Genomic DNA, 17,529 nt, shown 5'->3' with positions numbered 1-17,529 from the left:
CACGGGCCACCCACTGGTGTGGTGTCGACGACAGGTCAGATGGAGAAGACCTCGTCGATCAGCTCCTGCTGCTGCTCCTGGTGCCGCTTGGCCGAGCCGACCGCGGGGGACGACGACGACGGGCGGGACACCCGGCGCAGGCGGTCCGCGTTGTCGGGGGCCGCGCCGAGCAGCAGGTCCAGGTGGTCGATCAGGTTGAGCGCGATGAACGGCCAGGCACCCTGGTTGGCGGGCTCGGCCTGGGCCCACACGAACTTCTGGGCCTTGCTGTACGGCGCGATCGCCGTCTGGATCTCCAGGCCGGGCAGCGGGTACAGCCGCTCGATGCGGATGAACGCCACGTCCTCGACGCCGCGCTGCTCGCGCTCCGCGATGAGGTCGTAGTAGACCTTGCCGGAGCAGAAGACCACCTTGCGGACCGCGTCCGGGTTCACCGTGGTGTCCCCGATCACGGGCTGGAACTGCCCGGTGGTGAAGTCCTCGGCCTTCGACGCCGCCGCCTTGAGCCGGAGCATCGACTTCGGGGTGAAGACGATCAGCGGCTTGTGGTGCGGGTTGTGCACCTGCCAGCGCAGCAGGTGGAAGTAGTTGGCCGGGGTGGTCGGGATGGCGACCGTCATGTTGTTCTGCGCGCACAGCTGCAGGAAGCGCTCGATCCGGGCCGAGGAGTGGTCCGGGCCCTGGCCCTCGTAGCCGTGCGGCAGCAGCAGGGTGACGCCGGAGGTCTGGCCCCACTTCTGCTCGGCGGAGCTGATGAACTCGTCGACGACGGTCTGCGCGCCGTTGACGAAGTCACCGAACTGCGCCTCCCACAGCACCAGCGCGTCGGGGCGGGCCAGCGAGTAGCCGTACTCGAAGCCCATCGCCGCGTACTCGCTGAGCAGCGAGTCGTAGACGTTGTAGCGCGCCTGGTCCTCGGAGAGGTAGAGCAGCGGGGTGTAGTCCTCGCCGGTCTCCCGGTCGATGAGCACCGCGTGCCGCTGGCCGAAGGTGCCGCGGCGCGAGTCCTGGCCCGCGAGCCGGACGGGGGTGCCGTCCAGCAGCAGCGAACCGATCGCCAGCGTCTCGCCCATGCCCCAGTCGATCGTGCCGTCCTCGACCATCGCCGCGCGGCGCTGGAGCTGCGGCAGCAGCCGCGGGTGGACGGTGACGTGGTCGGGGATGTTGACCTGCGACTCGGCGATCCGCTTGACGACCTCGGCGGTCACCGCGGTGGGCACCGCGACCGGGAACTCCTGCTGCGCCGTACCGGTCTCGTCGGTCGACGGCACCGCGGTGGACGCGGCCTCGCGGACCTCGGTGAAGACCTTCTCCAGCTGGCCCTGGTAGTCCTGCAGCGCCTGCTCGGCCTCTTCCAGGGTGATGTCGCCACGGCCGATCAGCGACTCGGTGTAGAGCTTGCGCACCGAGCGCTTCTTGTCGATCAGGTCGTACATCAGCGGCTGGGTGAACGCCGGGTTGTCCGACTCGTTGTGCCCGCGGCGGCGGTAGCAGATCAGGTCGATCACGACGTCCTTGTTGAACGCCTGCCGGAACTCGAAGGCCAGTCGCGCCACGCGGACCACGGCCTCCGGGTCGTCGCCGTTGACGTGGAAGATCGGCGCCTCGATCATCCGGGCCACGTCGGTGCAGTACATCGACGAGCGCGCGGACTCCGGGGCGGCGGTGAAGCCGACCTGGTTGTTGATCACCACGTGCAGGGTGCCGCCGGTGCGGTAGCCGCGCAGCTGCGACATGTTGAGCGTCTCGGCGACGACGCCCTGGCCCGCGAAGGCCGCGTCGCCGTGCAGCGCGATCGGCAGCACCGTGAAGTCGGTGCCCGCCTTGTTGATGATGTCCTGCTTGGCGCGGGCGATGCCCTCGACGACCGGGTCGACCGCCTCCAGGTGCGAGGGGTTGGCGGCCAGCGAGACCTTGATCTGCTCGCCGTCCAGACCGGTGAAGGTGCCCTCGGCGCCCAGGTGGTACTTCACGTCGCCGGAGCCGTGCATCGACTTCGGGTCGAGGTTGCCCTCGAACTCGCGGAAGATCTGGGCGTACGACTTGCCGACGATGTTCGCCAGCACGTTGAGCCGGCCGCGGTGGGCCATGCCGATGACGGCCTCGTCGAGACGCGACTCGGCGGCGGCGTCGATGACCGCGTCCAGCAGCGGGATGACGGACTCGCCGCCCTCCAGCGAGAAGCGCTTCTGGCCGACGTACTTCGTCTGCAGGAAGGTCTCGAACGCCTCGGCCGCGTTCAGCCGCCGCAGGATGCGCAGCTGCTCCTCGCGCTCCGGCTTGGCGTGCGGGCGCTCGATCCGGTCCTGGATCCAGCGGCGCTGCTTCGGGTCCTGGATGTGCATGAACTCGACGCCGACGGTGCGGCAGTACGAGTCGCGCAGCACACCGAGGATGTCGCGCAGCTTCATCAGGGACTTGCCCGCGAACCCGCCGACCGCGAACTCGCGCTCCAGGTCCCACAGGGTCAGCCCGTGCTCCAGCACGTCCAGGTCGGGGTGCTTGCGCTGGCGGTACTCCAGCGGGTCGGTGTCGGCCATGACGTGGCCGCGGACCCGGTAGGAGTGGATCAGCTCGAAGACCCGCGCGGCCTTGGTGACGTCGTCCTCGTGCGCGGTGTCGATGTCCGTGCGCCAGCGGACCGGCTCGTACGGGATGCGCAGCGCCGCGAAGATGTCGTCGAAGAAGTCGTTCTCGCCGAGCAGCAGCTGGTTCATGATCCGCAGGAACTCGCCGGAGGCGGCGCCCTGGATCACCCGGTGGTCGTAGGTGCTGGTCAGCGTCATGACCTTGGAGATGCCCAGCCGGTTCAGGGTGTCCTGCGAGGTGCCCTGGAACTCGGCGGGGTAGTCCATCGAGCCGACGCCGAGGATCATCGACTGGCCGGGCATCAGCCGCGGCACGGAGTGCACGGTGCCCAGGCCGCCGGGGTTGGTCAGCGAGGCGGTCACACCGGTGAAGTCGTCCATCGTCAGCTTGCCGTTGCGGGCGCGGCGGACGATGTCCTCGTAGGCCTGCCAGAACTCGAAGAAGTTCAGCGTCTCGGCCTTCTTGATGGCCGCGACGACGAGCTGGCGGTCGCCGTTGGGCTTCACCAGGTCGATGGCCAGGCCCAGGTTGACGTGGTCGGGCTTGACCAGCGTCGGCTTGCCGTCCTTCTCGGTGAAGGAGTGGTTCATCGCCGGCATCGCCTTGAGCGCCTGCACCATCGCGTACCCGATCAGGTGCGTGAAGGAGACCTTGCCGCCGCGGGCGCGCTTGAGGTGGTTGTTGATGACGATGCGGTTGTCGAACAGCAGCTTCACCGGGATCGCCCGGACCGACGTGGCGGTCGGCAGCTCCAGCGAGGCGTTCATGTTCTTCGCGACGGCGGCGGACGGGCCGCGCAGCGTCACGTACTCGGTCACGGGCTCGGCGGCCGGGGCGGCGGCGGGCTTCGCTGCCGGGGCGGTGTGCTCCACGGGCGCGACCGGCGGCGCGGGCGTGGCGGGAGCCGCGGGGGCGGCCGGCGCGGGCGCCGCGGCGGCGGGCGCGGCCGGTGCCGCGGGGGCGGCCGGCGCGGGAGTGGCGGCCGGCGGGGCGGCCACGGGGGGCTGCGGCGCCGGGATGGTGCCCGGCTGGCCGGAAATCGCCGGTGCGGCGGTGGCGCGGGCTGCGGCGCCTGACGCCCCGCCCTGGCCGGACGCGGCGGCCGGAGCGGCCGAGCCGTCCGGCTTGTAGTCGGCGAAGAAGTCCCACCAGGCTCGGTCTACCGAGTTCGGATCCTGGAGGTACTGCTGGTAGATCTCATCGACCAGCCACTCGTTCGGGCCGAAACCCGCTGCAGGGCCCTCGCCCTGCCCTTCGTGGTCGGTCGTGACACTAGAGCTATTGGGGGACTGTGGCGACACGGCGGCAACCGCCCTCTTCCGCTTCACAAGATGGTGGACAGCGGAAATAAAGGCTACGCCTACCGGACCTGTGGAGGGGGGCCCGGGGCCCTTACGTCGCGCATGTCACACCAGAAGACTGGTTTCGGTGGTGTTCCTGGCGGGAAAACGGTCCCTCTTGAGGGTTGCGCGGGCAGCCGCCCGTTCGGATGCGGTGGTCTGTACCACTGCGCCCTTCGTGCATCCCTTCGGACCACTCGCCACCTTAGGTCAAGGTTGCGCCGTCGGCACGCCCGGAAGGGTGACATGGATCCGGCAGCCCCGGGGAGATTCGGCCACTTCTATCCGTCCGCCGTGCAGGTCCACCGCCCAGCGGGCGATCGCCAGGCCCAGGCCCGTACCGCCGTCGCCGCCGGGCTGGGAGCCGCGGTGGAAGCGGTCGAAGACCCGGACCCGGTCGGCCTCGGGGATGCCCGGGCCCTCGTCGCGCACGTCGAGGTCGAGGCTGCCGGGGCCCGCGCCGCGGCGGGCCCGCACGGTGACCCGGCCGCCCGGCGGGCTGTGCTTGACCGCGTTGTCGACCAGGTTCGCCACCACCTGGTGCAGCCGCTCGCCGTCCGCGTAGGCCGTCAGTTCCGGGGGTGACACATCGAGGTGCAGGTGGACGTCGGCGCGCGGCCTGGACCGCGAGCCGGTCACCCGCGGGCTCTCCATGCCCAGGCTCGCCGTCTTCAGCACGGCCGACAGATAGGGCCACACCTCGAACCGCTTGGCGTCCAGCCGTACCGCGCCGCTGTCCAGCCGGGACAGGTCGAGCAGCTGGGTGACCAGCTTGCCCAGCCGCTCGGTCTGCTGGAGGGCCAGCCGCATGGTCTCCGGGTCGGCGGCGGAGACGCCGTCCACCACGTTCTCCAGCACCGCACGCAGCGCCGCGATGGGGGTCTTCAGCTCATGTGAGACATTCGCCACCAGCTCCTTGCGGTGCCGGTCGGAGGCGGCCAGGTCGGCGGCCATCCGGTTGAAGGTCTCGGCCAGCTCGCCGACCTCGTCCCTGCGCACCCGCGTCACCCGGCGGCTGTAGTCGCCGCCCGCCATCGCTCTCGCCACCGCGGTCATCTCGCGCAGCGGCGCGGTCAGCCCGTTGGCCACGATCTGGGTGATCAGCAGCGAGGCGATGATCGAGAAGATCGTGATCATCCGCAGCTCGGTGGCCGAGTGGATGGCCACGATCGCCAGCAGCGTGGTGATCAGCACCGAGACGATCACCAGCAGCTGCAGCGCCGCCTTGATGGAGCGGTACGGGTCCCACGGCCGCAGGGCGCGCCACAGCCGCAGCCACTGGCGCCGCCACCAGCGCCTCATGGCGCCGGGGTCTCCAGCGCGTAGCCGACGCCGTGCACGGTGCGGATCCGCTCCGCGCCGATCTTGCGGCGCAGCGCCTTGACGTGGCTGTCGACCGTACGGGTGCCGGAGGCGTCCGCCCAGTCCCAGACCTCGGCCAGCAGCTGCTCCCGGGAGAGCACCGCGCGCGGCTGCTGCGCCAGGCAGACCAGCAGCTCGAACTCGGTCGGCGTCAGGTGCACGTCGGCGCCCCGGACCCGGACCCGGCGCTGCGCGTGGTCGATCTCCAGGTCGCCGAGCTGCATGCTGGCGCCGCGCGGGTCGTGCGCGGCGATGCTGGCGCGCTCCACGCGGCGCAGCAGGACGTGCACCCGGGCCGCCAGCTCGCGCATGGAAAACGGCTTGGTCATGTAGTCGTCGGCGCCGACGCCGAGCCCGACGAGCATGTCCGTCTCGTCGTCGCGTGCCGTGAGCATCAGTACCGGCACCGGGCGGTCCGCCTGTACGCGGCGGCAGACCTCCAGGCCGTCGTACCCGGGCAGCATGATGTCGAGGACCAGCAGGTCCGGCTGCCAGGAGTGGGCCGCCTCCACCGCGGAGGGCCCGTCACCCGCCGTCCGCAACTGGAATCCCTCGGCCTGCAGCCGTGCCGAGATGGCCTCGGCTATCGTCTGGTCGTCCTCGACCACCAGCACCCGGCGCTGCGTGCCCGTCGTCTGCGTGCTGTCCAATTCCGCCCCACAAGGTCGTGATGGTTACGGGGAGCCTACGGGGCAGGTGGGGGCGCTGACTATGCGGCCCTGATTGCCAGGTGCACGACATCGGGAACCCCACGTGTCACACGGACCTCCAGAGTGCGTACCGAGGTGAACCCCGCGGCCCGCAGCGCGTCCTCGAAACCGGCCGACGGCCGGGCCGACCAGACCGCCAGCACCCCACCGGGAGCGAGGCGTTCACGGCACGCGGCGAGCCCGGCGGGACCGTACAGACCGCCGTTGTCCTCGGTGACCGTCCAGTCCGGGCCGTTGTCGATGTCCAGGCAGAGTGCGTCGTACGTCACGTCCGCCTCGTGGACGTGCGCGACCAGGTCACGGGGCACGATCGCGACCCGCGGGTCGTCCAGCGCGCCCTCGGAGAAGGGCGCCAGATGCCCGGCGCGGTGCCAGTCGATCACCGCCCGCTCCCGCTCGACCACGGCGATCCGCGCCCACCGCGGCTCGGCGGCGGCCCGCGCCAGCGAGAAGCCCACCCCGAGGCCGCCGATCAGCACCGAGAGCCCGGTCCGGTCCGCGGGCAGCGCCTCCAGCGCCGCGTCCACCAGCAGCCGCTCGGAGCGCCCGTCGGAGGTGTCCATCAGGAAGCAGCCGTTCGCGATGATCTCGAACCGCCGGCCGCGCCGCCGCAGCACCACCTCCCCGTACGGCCCCTCCCGCCGGTCGACCGTCACGGGCTCCATGTCGTCGTCGGCAGGGGTCCGGAAGGTCTCGTCCACGTGCTGCGCCATGGCGCCAGCGTAGCCGCGGAGGGTGATCGCTCAGAGCGAACGCATGGAGGGGAACACCGGGAGCATCAGATGCATTGAGTCGTGTGTACTCAACTTGCTTGCATAGGGAGAGATCATGGCGCTCGAGTCCTCATCTTCCAGCTCCGGCGGCGCGCTCACCCTGCCCGTGCTGCCCCTGGACGACGCGGTGGTGCTGCCGGGCATGGTCGTACCGCTGGACCTGACCGACACCGAAGTACGTGCGGCCGTGGAGGCCGCGCAGTCCGCCCACGCGGCGGGCGGCGCGAGCAAGCCGCGGGTGCTGCTGGTGCCGCGGGTGGACGGAAACTACGCGTCGGTGGGCACGCTCGGCACTGTCGAGCAGGTCGGCCGGCTGTCCGACGGCGATCCCGGGGCCGTGATCCGGGGCCGCCGCAGGGTGCGGATCGGTGCCGGTACCACCGGCCCCGGCGCCGCGCTGTGGGTGGAGGGAAGCCTCGTCGAGGAGCCGGCGCCCGCCGAGTCGCCCGGCACCGTCGCGGAGCTGATGAAGGAGTACAAGGCACTCGCCACGAGCTGGCTGCGCAAGCGCGGCGCCTGGCAGGTGGTGGACCGCGTCCAGCAGATCGACGACCTGTCGACGCTCGCGGACAACTCCGGCTACTCGCCGTACCTGACCACCGAGCAGCGCATCGAGCTGCTGGAGACCCCCGACCCGGTGGCCCGGCTCAAGCTCGCCACCCAGTGGCTGCGCGACCACCTCGCCGAGCAGGACGTGGCCGAGACGATCCGCAAGGACGTCCAGGAAGGCATGGAGAAGCAGCAGCGCGAGTTCCTGCTGCGCCAGCAGCTCGAAGCGGTCCGCAAGGAACTGGCGGAGCTGAACGGCGACCCGGAGAACGAGAGCGACGACTACCGCGCCCGCGTCGAGGCCGCCGACCTGCCGGAGACGGTCCGCGAGGCCGCCCTGAAGGAGGTCGAGAAGCTGGAGCGCTCCTCGGACGCCTCCCCGGAGGGGTCCTGGATCCGCACCTGGCTGGACACCGTCCTGGAGCTGCCGTGGAACGAGACGACGGAGGACACCTACGACGTCGCAGGCGCCCGCGCGGTGCTCGATGCCGACCACGCCGGCCTCGACGACGTGAAGGAGCGCATCACCGAGTACCTGGCGGTGCGCAAGCGCCGGGCCGAGCGCGGCCTGGGCGTGGTGGGCGGACGCAGGGGCGGCGCGGTGCTGGCCCTGGTCGGCCCGCCCGGAGTCGGCAAGACCTCGCTCGGGGAGAGCGTGGCCCGCGCGATGGGCCGCAAGTTCGTCCGCGTCGCGCTCGGCGGCGTCCGCGACGAGGCGGAGATCCGCGGCCACCGCAGGACGTACGTGGGCGCGCTGCCCGGCCGTGTGGTCCGGGCGATCAAGGAAGCCGGGTCGATGAACCCGGTGGTGCTGCTCGACGAGATCGACAAGGTCGGCTCGGACTACCGGGGCGACCCGGCGGCCGCGCTGCTCGAAGTCCTCGACCCGGCGCAGAACCACACCTTCCGCGACCACTACCTGGAGGTCGAACTCGACCTGTCCGACGTGGTGTTCCTGGCCACCGCCAACGTCCTGGAGGCCATCCCCGAGCCGCTGCTGGACCGTATGGAGCTGGTCAGGCTGGACGGCTACACCGAGGACGAGAAGGTCGTCATCGCCCGTGACCACCTGCTCCCGCGCCAGCTGGAGCGGGCGGGCCTGGACGCCGACGAGGTGGCCTTCGACGAGGACGCGCTGCGCAAGCTGGCGGGCGAGTACACCCGGGAGGCCGGGGTCCGCACCCTGGAGCGCTCGGTCGCCCGCATCCTGCGGAAGATCGCGGCACGGCACGAACTGGGCGACCAGAAGCTGCCGTTCACCGTCACCGCGGCCGACCTGCGGGCGCTGATCGGACGGCCGCACCACGTGCCGGAGTCCGCCCAGGACCCGGAGGAGCGGCGGACGGCGGTGCCGGGTGTGGCCACCGGGCTCGCGGTCACCGGCGCGGGCGGTGACGTCCTCTACATCGAGGCGTCGCTGGCCGACCCGGAGACCGGCGGCTCGGGGCTGCAGCTGACCGGACAGCTCGGCGACGTGATGAAGGAGTCGGCGCAGATCGCGCTGTCGTTCCTGCGGTCGCACGGCGCGGAGCTGGAACTGCCGGTCGGCGACCTCAAGGAGCGCGGTGTCCACCTGCACGTCCCGGCGGGCGCGGTGCCCAAGGACGGGCCGAGCGCCGGTGTCACCATGACGACCGCGCTGGCCTCGCTGCTCAGCGGGCGCAAGGTGCGCACCGACGTGGCGATGACCGGTGAGGTGTCACTGACCGGCCGGGTGCTGCCGATCGGCGGGGTGAAGCAGAAGCTGCTCGCCGCCCACCGGGCCGGGATCACCACCATCGTGATCCCCAAGCGCAACGAGCCCGATCTGGACGACGTCCCCGCCGAGATCCTCGACGCGCTCGACGTCCACCCGGTCAGTGACGTCCGCCAGGTGCTGCGGCTGGCCCTGGAGGACGCCGGCGCGCTGACCGGCCAGGTGCCGGTCGCCGCCTGACCCGGCGGCCCGGGACACCCGCACGGACGGCCCCTCCCCCCGCGGGTAGGGGCCGTCCGCGCGGTGCGGGTGCGGCGGTACGGGCGGTCAGTGGGTGAACGCCTGCAGGCCGGAGTAGGCGCCGTTGAAGTAGTCCTGGTCACCGGGGAACACACCGGAGTCGGCGTACTGCCAGATCGTCTGGTAGCCGTAGCCGTTGAGCAGGGTGCCGGGGGCGCTGGAGTAGCGGGCGATCCACAGCGGGTTGTCGGTGGCGAAGCCGCCCGCGTTGCCGGTGCACTGCGACCACCAGTTGTAGGTGGTGTAGATCACCGGGTAGCGGCTGGTGCGGGCGTGGTACTCGTTGGAGAAGGCCTTGACCCAGTTCGTCATCCCGGCCTGGCTGAGGCCGTAGCAGGTGGCGCCGTAGGGGTTGTACTCGATGTCGAGCGCGCCCGGCAGCGTCTTGCCGTCGTTGGACCAGCCGCCGCCGTGGTTGACGAAGTAGTCGGCCTGGGTGGCTCCGCCGGAGGTGTCGGGGGTGGCGAAGTGGTAGGCGCCGCGGATCATGCCGACGTTGTAGGAGCCGTTGTACTGCTGGGCGAAGTACGGGTTGGTGTAGCTGGTGGACTCGGTGGCCTTCACATACGCGAACTTGCCGCCATTGGACCAGGCCGCGGACCAGTTGACGTTGCCCTGGTAGCCGGAGACGTCCATGCCGGGGGTCTGGGCGACCATCGGGGTGAGCGTGCCCGGAGCGGTGGCCGAAGAGCCTTCGTGGGCCCGGATGGTGGAGCCCATCCAGTCCATCAGGGGGTGGGACACATGTCCCTTGCCGGCCGCCTGGGCGGAGCCGGGCATCGCGAACACCACGGCGAGCATGGTGACTAACAGACCGGCCAGCAGACCGAGCCTCGTCCGGACCGATCCGGTGCCGTGCACGACGGAGAGAGCTCCGTGGGACATGCGTGCCTCCATTGGAAGGGACTCGGCATGGCCTTGGAGTGGCCATGACATGCTGAAGGTACGGGGCAGCGCTACGCGCGTGGAAGAGGCGTCGGGAACCGCCGTTGGTCTACTCCTGCGAAATACTTGACGTGCTGCGGAAACCACCGTGAGTGAAGGAAACTTTCAGCCGTTGAAAGCGGGGACTCAGTGAACGACGCGCAACAGGCGCCGGATGTGGCGGAAGCGGACTGTGCGACGGACGCCCTGGAGCGTGAGCTCACGGTGCTGTTCCGGCGCGCCCGCGCCCAGTCGGGAGAGCTGGCACGCGCCGTCCACCCCGAACTGGAACCGGCCGCGTACGGACTGCTGGTCAGGCTCCAGGAGACCGAACCGGAACGCGCCACCGAACTCGCCGGGTACTTCGGCGTCGGCAAGGCCACCATGAGCCGCCAGTTGCGCGCGCTGGAGGACCTCGGCCTGGTCACCCGGGAGCCCGATCCGGCCGACGGCCGGGCGTTCCTGATGCGGCTGACGCAGGAGGGCCGCGAGCGCTTCTCGCGGGTACGCAGCGCCCGCCGCGAGCGCTATCTGCGCCAGCTCACCGCCTGGGACCGCGGCGAGATCGCCGAACTCGCCCGGCTGCTGGCGCAGCTCAACAAGGCACAGGGGGAGTAGCGCCCCTCCGGAGCCGCCCGCCGCGACCGGCCCGGCCCGGGCTACAGCTCGACCAGGACGGCCGTCGCGTCGTCGTACGCCTTGCCGCGCGGCACCGCGGTGCCCGCCGGGTCCGCGTCCTCCAGCGCCCGCACCCGGGCGATCAGCGCCTCGGGGCCCGCCTTGCGCAGCAGCCCGAACGCACCGGCCCAGTCGTCCTCCTGGAAGACCTCGACCGTACGGGCGGCGCCGTCGGTGAGCGCGGCCAGCGCGCGCACCTCCGCCCGTGGGGTGGAGCCGGTGACCGCCCGGACCGCCACCGCCGGATCGGCGGCGGCGGTGAAGAACCCGCCCTCCCGATTGCGCAGCGGCGCCACCCGCACCCCGGTCGCCCGCAGCCGGTCGATCCGGTCGTCGAGCACCGGGGTGACCACCCCGTCCGGGGACTCCAGCAGCAGCGCCGAGTCGGACAGCACCAGATGCCGCACCGTGTACTCGTCCCAGCGGACCAGCACCACCGTGGCCTGCGGCGTCAGCGGGTGAGAAAGATCACAAGTGTCGCGGTGTGCGGCGGCGACTCGGTCAATCGCGACCGACAGACAGTCAGTAAGTGTCATCTCAAGCCGCGAAACGGACAGTTCGAGCAGTGCGCCACCGAGCCGGGCACAGAACCACGGCACCGAGTGGACGCATCCGCCGTTCCCCGGCGGCGGGGTCACCCCGTCGAGCAGCACGAGGGAGCCGCCCTGCCCGGAGGCGGGCAGGGCCACCGAGACGAAGTCCTCGTTCTCGCGGTCGGGGGTGCCGGGCGCGGTGGCGGTCTCGATGCGCATGGGGCAAGTGTGCGTGATCGGCGTTCGAAACCGGTTGGTAGGGCCACGGGATTGGTCCGGACCGCAGCGGCACCCCGGTGCGCGCGGGCATCCTGCCAAAGCCCGCCGCGGCACGCCAGTGTCGTCCTTGTGGAGACGGAGTGAGGGCCTCCGCGCCGGACTTGTCCAGCAACTCTGCCGTGCGATTCACTCGTTCGGGTGTCCGGGGGAGCGACGCATGGCACCCCTCCGGGCGGGGCTGCAAGGGTCGAGAGGACTCCTGCATATTCCTGGGGGACACTCCCGGGCCCCCGGCCGGCGACATGTGATTGCGAGCACCGAAGTGCGTGAACGACGTCAAGCGCGCGAGCGGAGGGTCCGGCAGCGCCTCTTGGCGGCCGTACTCGTCTGCGCCGTCACCGTCCTCGCCGCCGCCGCCCCCGGCGTCGCCCTCGCCGTCCACGACCTCTCGCAGGCCCAGGACCGCGCCGACAGCACCGCGCTCACCACCCGCGCCATCGTGCTCGCCCACTCCCTCGCCGACGAACGCGACGGCCTCGCCGCGCAGATCGCCGCCGGGCACACCGGCTCCGGCGGCGCGTCGCTGCCCGCCGCCGACCGCACCCGCGTCGACCGCCAGGTCGAGGACGTCACCGCGGACGCGCCGGCCGGGCTGCGGACCGCGCTGGCCACCCTGCCCGCCGTGCGGCGGACCGCGCTGACCGCCCAGGGCGGCCCGCAGTCCGTCATCACCGCCTACCAGCCGCTGCTCACCTCCCTCGGCCAGGCCACCGGACCGGTCACCGCGCCGCTCAGCCGGGCCGTGGCGGCCGCCGCCGTCCAGCGCGGGCTGCTGGTCGGCGCGCTCACCGGGGACGGCCCGCAGTCCGCCCTGGTGGCCGCCGCGCAGGTCGCCCACGTCCAGGAGCAGGCCGCGCTCGCCGAGTTCCGGTCCACCGCGCCCGCCGACCAGGTCGAGAGCTACGACCAGACCGTCACCGGCGCCGACACCGCGGCCGCCGACCACGACCTGGGCGTCCTGCTGGACCAGCCGCAACTGACCGACGCCGACCGCGCGCTCGGCAGCGGCCCCGTGAACTCCGCGCTCACCGCCCGGATCGGCCTGATGCGCGGCGTCGAGGCGGCCGACGCCACCGACGAGGCGCACACGGCCGCCGCCGCCCGCGACCACGACGTCACCGTCCTCGAACTGCGGGCCGCCCTCGCGGCGCTCTGCCTGCTGCTGCTGGTCGGGGTGCTGGTCACCGTCTTCCGCGGCCTCACCCGGCCGCTGGCCGCGCTGCACCGCTGGTCGCGCGCCGACGCCGAGAGCGGCCAGGGGGTGGAGGTGATCGGCGCCGACGAGTTCGCCGCGGTCGCCCGCCGGGCCAACGCGCTCACCCATGAGGCGCACGCGCTGCGCGCCAGGACCGCGGAGCTGGGCGGCGAGCACACCCGCGCGCTCGCCGCCCGCGCCTCGCTGGCCGCCGAGCGCGACGCGCTGCTGCGCCGCCAGGAGGACCTGGTCCAGCGGCTCGCCGCCGCCTCCGCGCAGGGCGCCGCCCAGTCCACGTACATCAACCTTGGCCTGCGCACCCTCGGCCTGGTGGAGCGCCAGCTCACCCTGATCGAGGGCCTGGAGGAGCACGAGCAGGAGCCCGAGCGCCTGGAGACCCTCTTCAAGCTCGACCACCTCGCCACCCGGATGCGCCGCAACAGCGAGAACCTGCTGGTCCTCACCGGCACCGAGCACAGCCACGGCGCCGCCGCCCGCCCGGTGCCGGTGCTGGACGTGGCGCGCGCGGCGCTCTCCGAGATCGAGCGGTACGAACGGGTACGCATCCAGGTGCTGCCCGATGTGCGGATCGCGGGGCGCGCCGCCGACGACATCAGCCACCTGCTCGCCGAACTCCTCGACAACGCCACCGCGTTCTCCGCGCCCGCCGCCGAGGTCCACCTCTCCGGCTGGCTGCTGGAGAGCGGCGAGGTGATGTTCTCTGTCGAGGACTCCGGGATCGGCGTGCCGCCGGACCGCGCCGACGAGCTGAACGCGCTGCTCGCCGACACCGATCCCACGCCGCCGGGCAATGTCTCCGGGATGGGCCTGTACGTGGTCGCCCGGCTCGCCCACCGGCACGGCCTGCGCGTCCAGTTGCGCCCGCAGAAGATGGGCGGGACCACGGCCGTCGTCGTGGTCCCGCGCCTCCTCCTGACCACGCCCGGCCCGGACGACGAGCTGACCACCGCCGTGGAGGCGGCAATCGCGGGCGAGCCCCTGCCCACGCCGAGCAGCAGCCCGGCCGCGTCGGCCGCCCACCCGCACCCGGCCGGCCAGCAGGCCCTGGCCGACCTCGGCCTGATCGGCCAGGAGGACGGGGTCAGCCCGCTCAGCCCGCTGGACCCGGCGCTGGACGTGGACCCGTTCCCGGCGCCGAAGGACATGCCGCCCGTCGCCGTACCCGCGCAGCGCGAGCACGCCAGGCCCAGGCCGGTGGCGCCCGCCGACCCCGCCGGGTACGCGGCCCCTGCCGAAGGGCTGACCGCGAAGGGCCTGCCGCAGCGGATGCCGCGCAGCACCGGGCGGACCGGCGAGGCGGCGCCGCCCGCGGCCGGGCGGACCGGCCCGGTTGACGCCGACGCGCTCCGCCGCCAACTGGGCGGCCTGCAGCGGGGGCTGCACGCCGGCCGCCGGGACGCGGAGCGCGAGATCACCACCGGCACGGGACCGGTAGCCAGCGGACCGGCGAGCGCCCCGCCCGCCCAGCCCGCGCCGAGCCTGGCACGCCGCCGCATCCCGACGACGACCGCGAGCCCGACCTCGGCCGTGGACCCCGCACCAGCGGGCGCGCCCGCACGGGCCGCAGGCCCCGCACGGGCCGCGGCACCGGCACCGGCCTCGGCGGCGGACCCCGCACCGGCACCGGTCACAGACTGGGCGCCAGTCGCGGGCCCGGCGGCGATACCGGCGGCGGACCGGTCGCCAGTCGCGAGCCCGACGGCGGCCGCGGCACCGGCCGCGGGCACCGCGCCCGCGTCGGGGCTCGCGTCGCAGGCGATGGCGCAGGGGGATTCAGGCCCAGCAGAAACCGCCGAGGAGGCGACCCGTTGAACGCGGTCCGCACGCAGGAGAAGGACTTGAGTCATGAGGCACGCAACCTTCAGTGGCTGCTGCAGAACTTCGTCGAGGAGGTGCACGGCGTCCGCTCGGTCGCCGTGGTCTCCTCCGACGGCCTGCTGCTGCTGACCTCGCAGACCGACCAGGATCCGGCGCTGGCAAGGGCGCCGTCGGGCGACCGGGCCGATCTCGCCGCCGTCGTCTCGGGGCTCGCCTCCCTGACCGTCGGCGCGGCGAAGCTGATGGACGGCGGCCGGGTGCGGCAGACCACGGTCGCGATGGCTGACGGCGCGCTGTTCGTGATGTCCATCCGCGACGGCTCGCTGCTCGGCGTCCACGCCACCGCCGATTGCGACATGAGCGTGATCGCCTACCATATGGCGCTGTTCGTGGGCCGGGCCGGACACGTACTGACCCCCGCACTGCGCAGCGAGCTGCGCCAGGCAATGGAGAGTGCCCGCTGATGTCGTTGCCCCACCGCGGAGCCGACCGCCGCACCGCACGCGTACGCCCGTACGCTCTGACCGGCGGCCGGACGCGCTTCGGCCATGTGCTCATGGTCGAGACATTCGTGGCGACCGTCGACGGCCCGGTCGAACAACTCGCCCTCACCAGAGGAGACTGGGCCGAGCGCGTACTGCCCGAGCTGCGGGCGATCGTCGAACTGTGCCGCAGAATGCGGTCGGTGGCCGAGATCTCCGCACTCCTGCGGATGCCGCTCGGCGTCGTCCGGGTCCTCATCAGCGACCTGGCCGACCAGGGAAGGATTCGCGTGTACGGAACCGGGCACGGGCCCGGCAGCCCCGACCGCGCACTGCTCGAAAGGGTGCTCAGTGGACTACGCAGGCTCTGAACAGCAGGACGGCCTGCAGGAGTGGCAGAACGAACGGGGCCGCGCGCCCGTCTCCACCAAGATCGTGGTGGCGGGCGGGTTCGGCGTGGGCAAGACCACCTTCGTCGGCGCCGTCTCCGAGATCGCCCCGCTGACCACGGAAGCGGTGATGACGCAGGCCAGTGAGGGGTACGACGACCTCGCGGCCACCCCGGAGAAGACCACCACCACGGTGGCCATGGACTTCGGCCGGATCACCCTCGACCAGGACCTGGTGCTCTATGTCTTCGGTACGCCGGGGCAGCAGCGGTTCTGGTTCATGTGGGACGACCTGGTACGCGGCGCGATAGGCGCGGTCGTACTCGCCGACACCCGCCGGCTGGCCGACTGCTTCCCGGCCCTGGACTACTTCGAGGGCACCGGTCTGCCCTACACCGTCGCGGTCAACCAGTTCGAGGGCACGCCCGAGTACACACCGGACGACGTACGCGAGGCTCTCGCCGTACCCACGCACATCCCGGTGCTGGTCATCGACGCGCGCAAGCGGTATTCCGTCGTCGAGGCGCTGCTGGCACTGGTCGGGCACGCGCTGACCGAACAGCCGCTGTAGAAAAGGCCCGAGCCGCAGAAACGCTCCACTTCCACCCTCGAAGCGACCCGAAGCGAGCAGTCGTGCGCAAGATACTCATCGTGGGGGCCGGCCAGGCCGGTCTCCAGCTCGCCCTCGGCCTCCAGGCCCGGGGCTATGACGTCACCGTCATGTCCAACCGCACCGCCGACGAGATACGCGGCGGCCGGGTGATGTCCACCCAGTGCATGTTCGCCACCGCACTCCGGCACGAGCGCGACCTCGGGCTGAACTTCTGGGAGGACCAGGCACCGCGCATCGAGGGCCTCGGGGTCTCGGTGTCCGCCCCCGGCGCGGACGGCGGCGAGGTGGCCCGGCCGATCGACTGGGTCGGACGGCTGGACGGCTACGCGCAGTCCGTCGACCAGCGGGTGAAGATGGCGGGCTGGCTGGAGACCTTCGCCGAGCGCGGCGGCAAGGTGGTCATCCACGGTGTGGCCGTCTCCGACCTCGACTACTTCGCCCGCGCCTACGACCTGGTGCTGGTCGCCGCGGGCAAGGGCGAGATCGTCTCCATGTTCCGCCGGGACGCGGCCCGTTCGCCCTACGACGCCCCGCAGCGCGCGCTGGCCGTCTCGTATGTGCACGGCCTCGGCCCGCGCCCCGAGCACCCCGACTTCCACGCGGTGCGCACCAATCTGGTGCCGGGCGTCGGCGAGTTGTTCGTGATGCCGACCCTCACCACCTCCGGTCCCGCCGACATCCTCTTCTGGGAGGGCATACCCGGCGGCCCGCTCGACGTCTTCCAGGGCGTCAAGGACCCGGCCCAGCACCTGCGGCTGACCCTCGACCTGATGCGGCGGTACACGCCGTGGGAGTACGACAGGGCCGTCTCCGTCGAGTTGACCGACGCGGGCGGCACCCTCGCCGGGCGGTACGCGCCCACCGTGCGCGAGCCGGTCGGCGAACTCCCCTCCGGCGGGCTGGTGCTGGGCGTCGCCGACGTGGTGGTCGCCAACGACCCCATCACCGGCCAGGGTTCCAACAACGCCGCCAAGTGCGCGGCCTCGTACCTGGCGAGTGTGGTGGAGCGCGCGGACCGGCCCTTCGACCGGGAGTGGATGCAGGACGCCTTCGACCGCTACTGGCGGCACGCGGCGCCGGTCACCAAGTGGACCAACGCGATGCTGGCCCCGCCGCCGGAGCACGTCCTCGGCCTGATCGGCGCCGCGGGCGCCCTCCAGCCCGTCGCCGACCGGTTCGCCAACGGCTTCGACGACCCGGCCGACTACGAGCAGTGGTTCTTCGACCCGGAGCGTGCCGGGGCGTATCTGGCCGAGGTGCAGGCCGCGGCGGGCTGAC

At 72.2% G+C, this 17,529-nt stretch carries 13 protein-coding genes; 7 read left to right on the top strand and 6 right to left on the bottom strand.

Going from position 1 to position 17,529, the window contains the following annotated elements; translation table 11 throughout:
- Window positions 1–35: 35 nt before the first annotated feature.
- From AB0M29_RS13260 to AB0M29_RS13245, 4 genes are all read right to left on the bottom strand, one after another.
- Window positions 36–3,890, bottom strand: coding sequence for a multifunctional oxoglutarate decarboxylase/oxoglutarate dehydrogenase thiamine pyrophosphate-binding subunit/dihydrolipoyllysine-residue succinyltransferase subunit (locus AB0M29_RS13260; RefSeq protein WP_365382335.1), 3,855 nt, complete (start codon window positions 3,888–3,890; stop codon window positions 36–38).
- Between the two features lie 249 nt (window positions 3,891–4,139).
- Window positions 4,140–5,231, bottom strand: coding sequence for an ATP-binding protein (locus AB0M29_RS13255; RefSeq protein WP_365382334.1), 1,092 nt, complete (start codon window positions 5,229–5,231; stop codon window positions 4,140–4,142).
- Window positions 5,228–5,941, bottom strand: coding sequence for a response regulator transcription factor (locus AB0M29_RS13250; RefSeq protein ID WP_365382333.1), 714 nt, complete (start codon window positions 5,939–5,941; stop codon window positions 5,228–5,230). The genes AB0M29_RS13255 and AB0M29_RS13250 overlap by 4 nt, the downstream gene beginning before the upstream one ends.
- Before the next feature lie 59 nt (window positions 5,942–6,000).
- Window positions 6,001–6,714 (bottom strand): spermidine synthase, encoded by a 714-nt coding sequence (locus tag AB0M29_RS13245; protein WP_365382332.1) that lies wholly within the window; start codon window positions 6,712–6,714, stop codon window positions 6,001–6,003.
- A gap of 115 nt (window positions 6,715–6,829) precedes the next feature.
- Between AB0M29_RS13245 and lon the strand changes: the two genes are divergently transcribed.
- Complete coding sequence (gene lon / locus AB0M29_RS13240; RefSeq protein WP_365382331.1) at window positions 6,830–9,259, top strand: endopeptidase La; 2,430 nt, start codon at window positions 6,830–6,832, stop codon at window positions 9,257–9,259.
- Between the two features lie 87 nt (window positions 9,260–9,346).
- Here lon and AB0M29_RS13235 read toward each other — a convergent pair whose 3' ends face one another.
- Window positions 9,347–10,204, bottom strand: coding sequence for a lysozyme (locus AB0M29_RS13235; protein ID WP_365382330.1), 858 nt, complete (start codon window positions 10,202–10,204; stop codon window positions 9,347–9,349).
- A 189-nt stretch (window positions 10,205–10,393) separates the two neighbouring features.
- Between AB0M29_RS13235 and AB0M29_RS13230 the strand changes: the two genes are divergently transcribed.
- Window positions 10,394–10,861, top strand: a complete 468-nt coding sequence (locus AB0M29_RS13230; protein ID WP_365382329.1) for a MarR family transcriptional regulator — start codon at window positions 10,394–10,396, stop codon at window positions 10,859–10,861.
- Between the two features lie 41 nt (window positions 10,862–10,902).
- On the opposite strand, the gene AB0M29_RS13225 is transcribed toward AB0M29_RS13230, so the two are convergent.
- The gene (locus AB0M29_RS13225) at window positions 10,903–11,673 is read right to left on the bottom strand and encodes a hypothetical protein (protein WP_365382328.1); all 771 of its coding nucleotides are present in this window, start codon (window positions 11,671–11,673) and stop codon (window positions 10,903–10,905) included.
- 370 nt (window positions 11,674–12,043) lie between these two features.
- Here AB0M29_RS13225 and AB0M29_RS13220 point away from each other — a divergent pair, with 370 nt between their 5' ends.
- The 5 genes from AB0M29_RS13220 (at window position 12,044) to AB0M29_RS13200 (ending at window position 17,528) form a co-directional block, all read left to right on the top strand.
- Complete coding sequence (locus AB0M29_RS13220) at window positions 12,044–14,761, top strand: nitrate- and nitrite sensing domain-containing protein (protein WP_365382327.1); 2,718 nt, start codon at window positions 12,044–12,046, stop codon at window positions 14,759–14,761.
- A 26-nt stretch (window positions 14,762–14,787) separates the two neighbouring features.
- Entirely contained in the window at window positions 14,788–15,231 is a 444-nt protein-coding gene (locus AB0M29_RS13215) for a roadblock/LC7 domain-containing protein (RefSeq protein WP_365382326.1), read from the top strand.
- Window positions 15,231–15,620 carry a DUF742 domain-containing protein gene (locus AB0M29_RS13210; protein WP_365382325.1) on the top strand — a complete coding sequence of 130 codons (390 nt, stop codon included), beginning with the start codon at window positions 15,231–15,233 and terminating at the stop codon, window positions 15,618–15,620. The genes AB0M29_RS13215 and AB0M29_RS13210 overlap by 1 nt, the downstream gene beginning before the upstream one ends.
- A complete protein-coding gene (locus AB0M29_RS13205) occupies window positions 15,601–16,209 on the top strand; it encodes an ATP/GTP-binding protein (RefSeq protein WP_365382324.1) in 609 nt (202 codons plus the stop codon). Before AB0M29_RS13210 ends, AB0M29_RS13205 begins: the two co-directional genes overlap by 20 nt.
- Window positions 16,210–16,271: 62 nt before the next feature.
- Window positions 16,272–17,528, top strand: a complete 1,257-nt coding sequence (locus AB0M29_RS13200) for a styrene monooxygenase/indole monooxygenase family protein (RefSeq protein WP_365382323.1) — start codon at window positions 16,272–16,274, stop codon at window positions 17,526–17,528.
- Window position 17,529 lies beyond the last annotated feature (1 nt).

Origin of the sequence: Streptomyces sp. NPDC051976 (assembly GCF_040680795.1) — a bacterium.
Taxonomy (GTDB): Bacteria; Actinomycetota; Actinomycetes; order Streptomycetales; family Streptomycetaceae; genus Actinacidiphila.
Note: the sequence above shows the minus strand (reverse complement) of the source record. Positions and strands in the feature narration are given on the sequence as shown.

What these genes read in the sequence shown, in the direction of transcription:
- AB0M29_RS13245 (WP_365382332.1), bottom strand. Translation starts at nt 6,714, where the DNA reads ATGGCGCAGCACGTGGACGAGACCTTCCGGACCCCTGCCGACGACGAC.
- AB0M29_RS13255 (WP_365382334.1), bottom strand. Translation starts at nt 5,231, where the DNA reads ATGAGGCGCTGGTGGCGGCGCCAGTGGCTGCGGCTGTGGCGCGCCCTG.
- AB0M29_RS13235 (WP_365382330.1), bottom strand. Translation starts at nt 10,204, where the DNA reads ATGTCCCACGGAGCTCTCTCCGTCGTGCACGGCACCGGATCGGTCCGG.
- AB0M29_RS13210 (WP_365382325.1), top strand. Translation starts at nt 15,231, where the DNA reads ATGTCGTTGCCCCACCGCGGAGCCGACCGCCGCACCGCACGCGTACGC.
- AB0M29_RS13225 (WP_365382328.1), bottom strand. Translation starts at nt 11,673, where the DNA reads ATGCGCATCGAGACCGCCACCGCGCCCGGCACCCCCGACCGCGAGAAC.
- lon (WP_365382331.1), top strand. Translation starts at nt 6,830, where the DNA reads ATGGCGCTCGAGTCCTCATCTTCCAGCTCCGGCGGCGCGCTCACCCTG.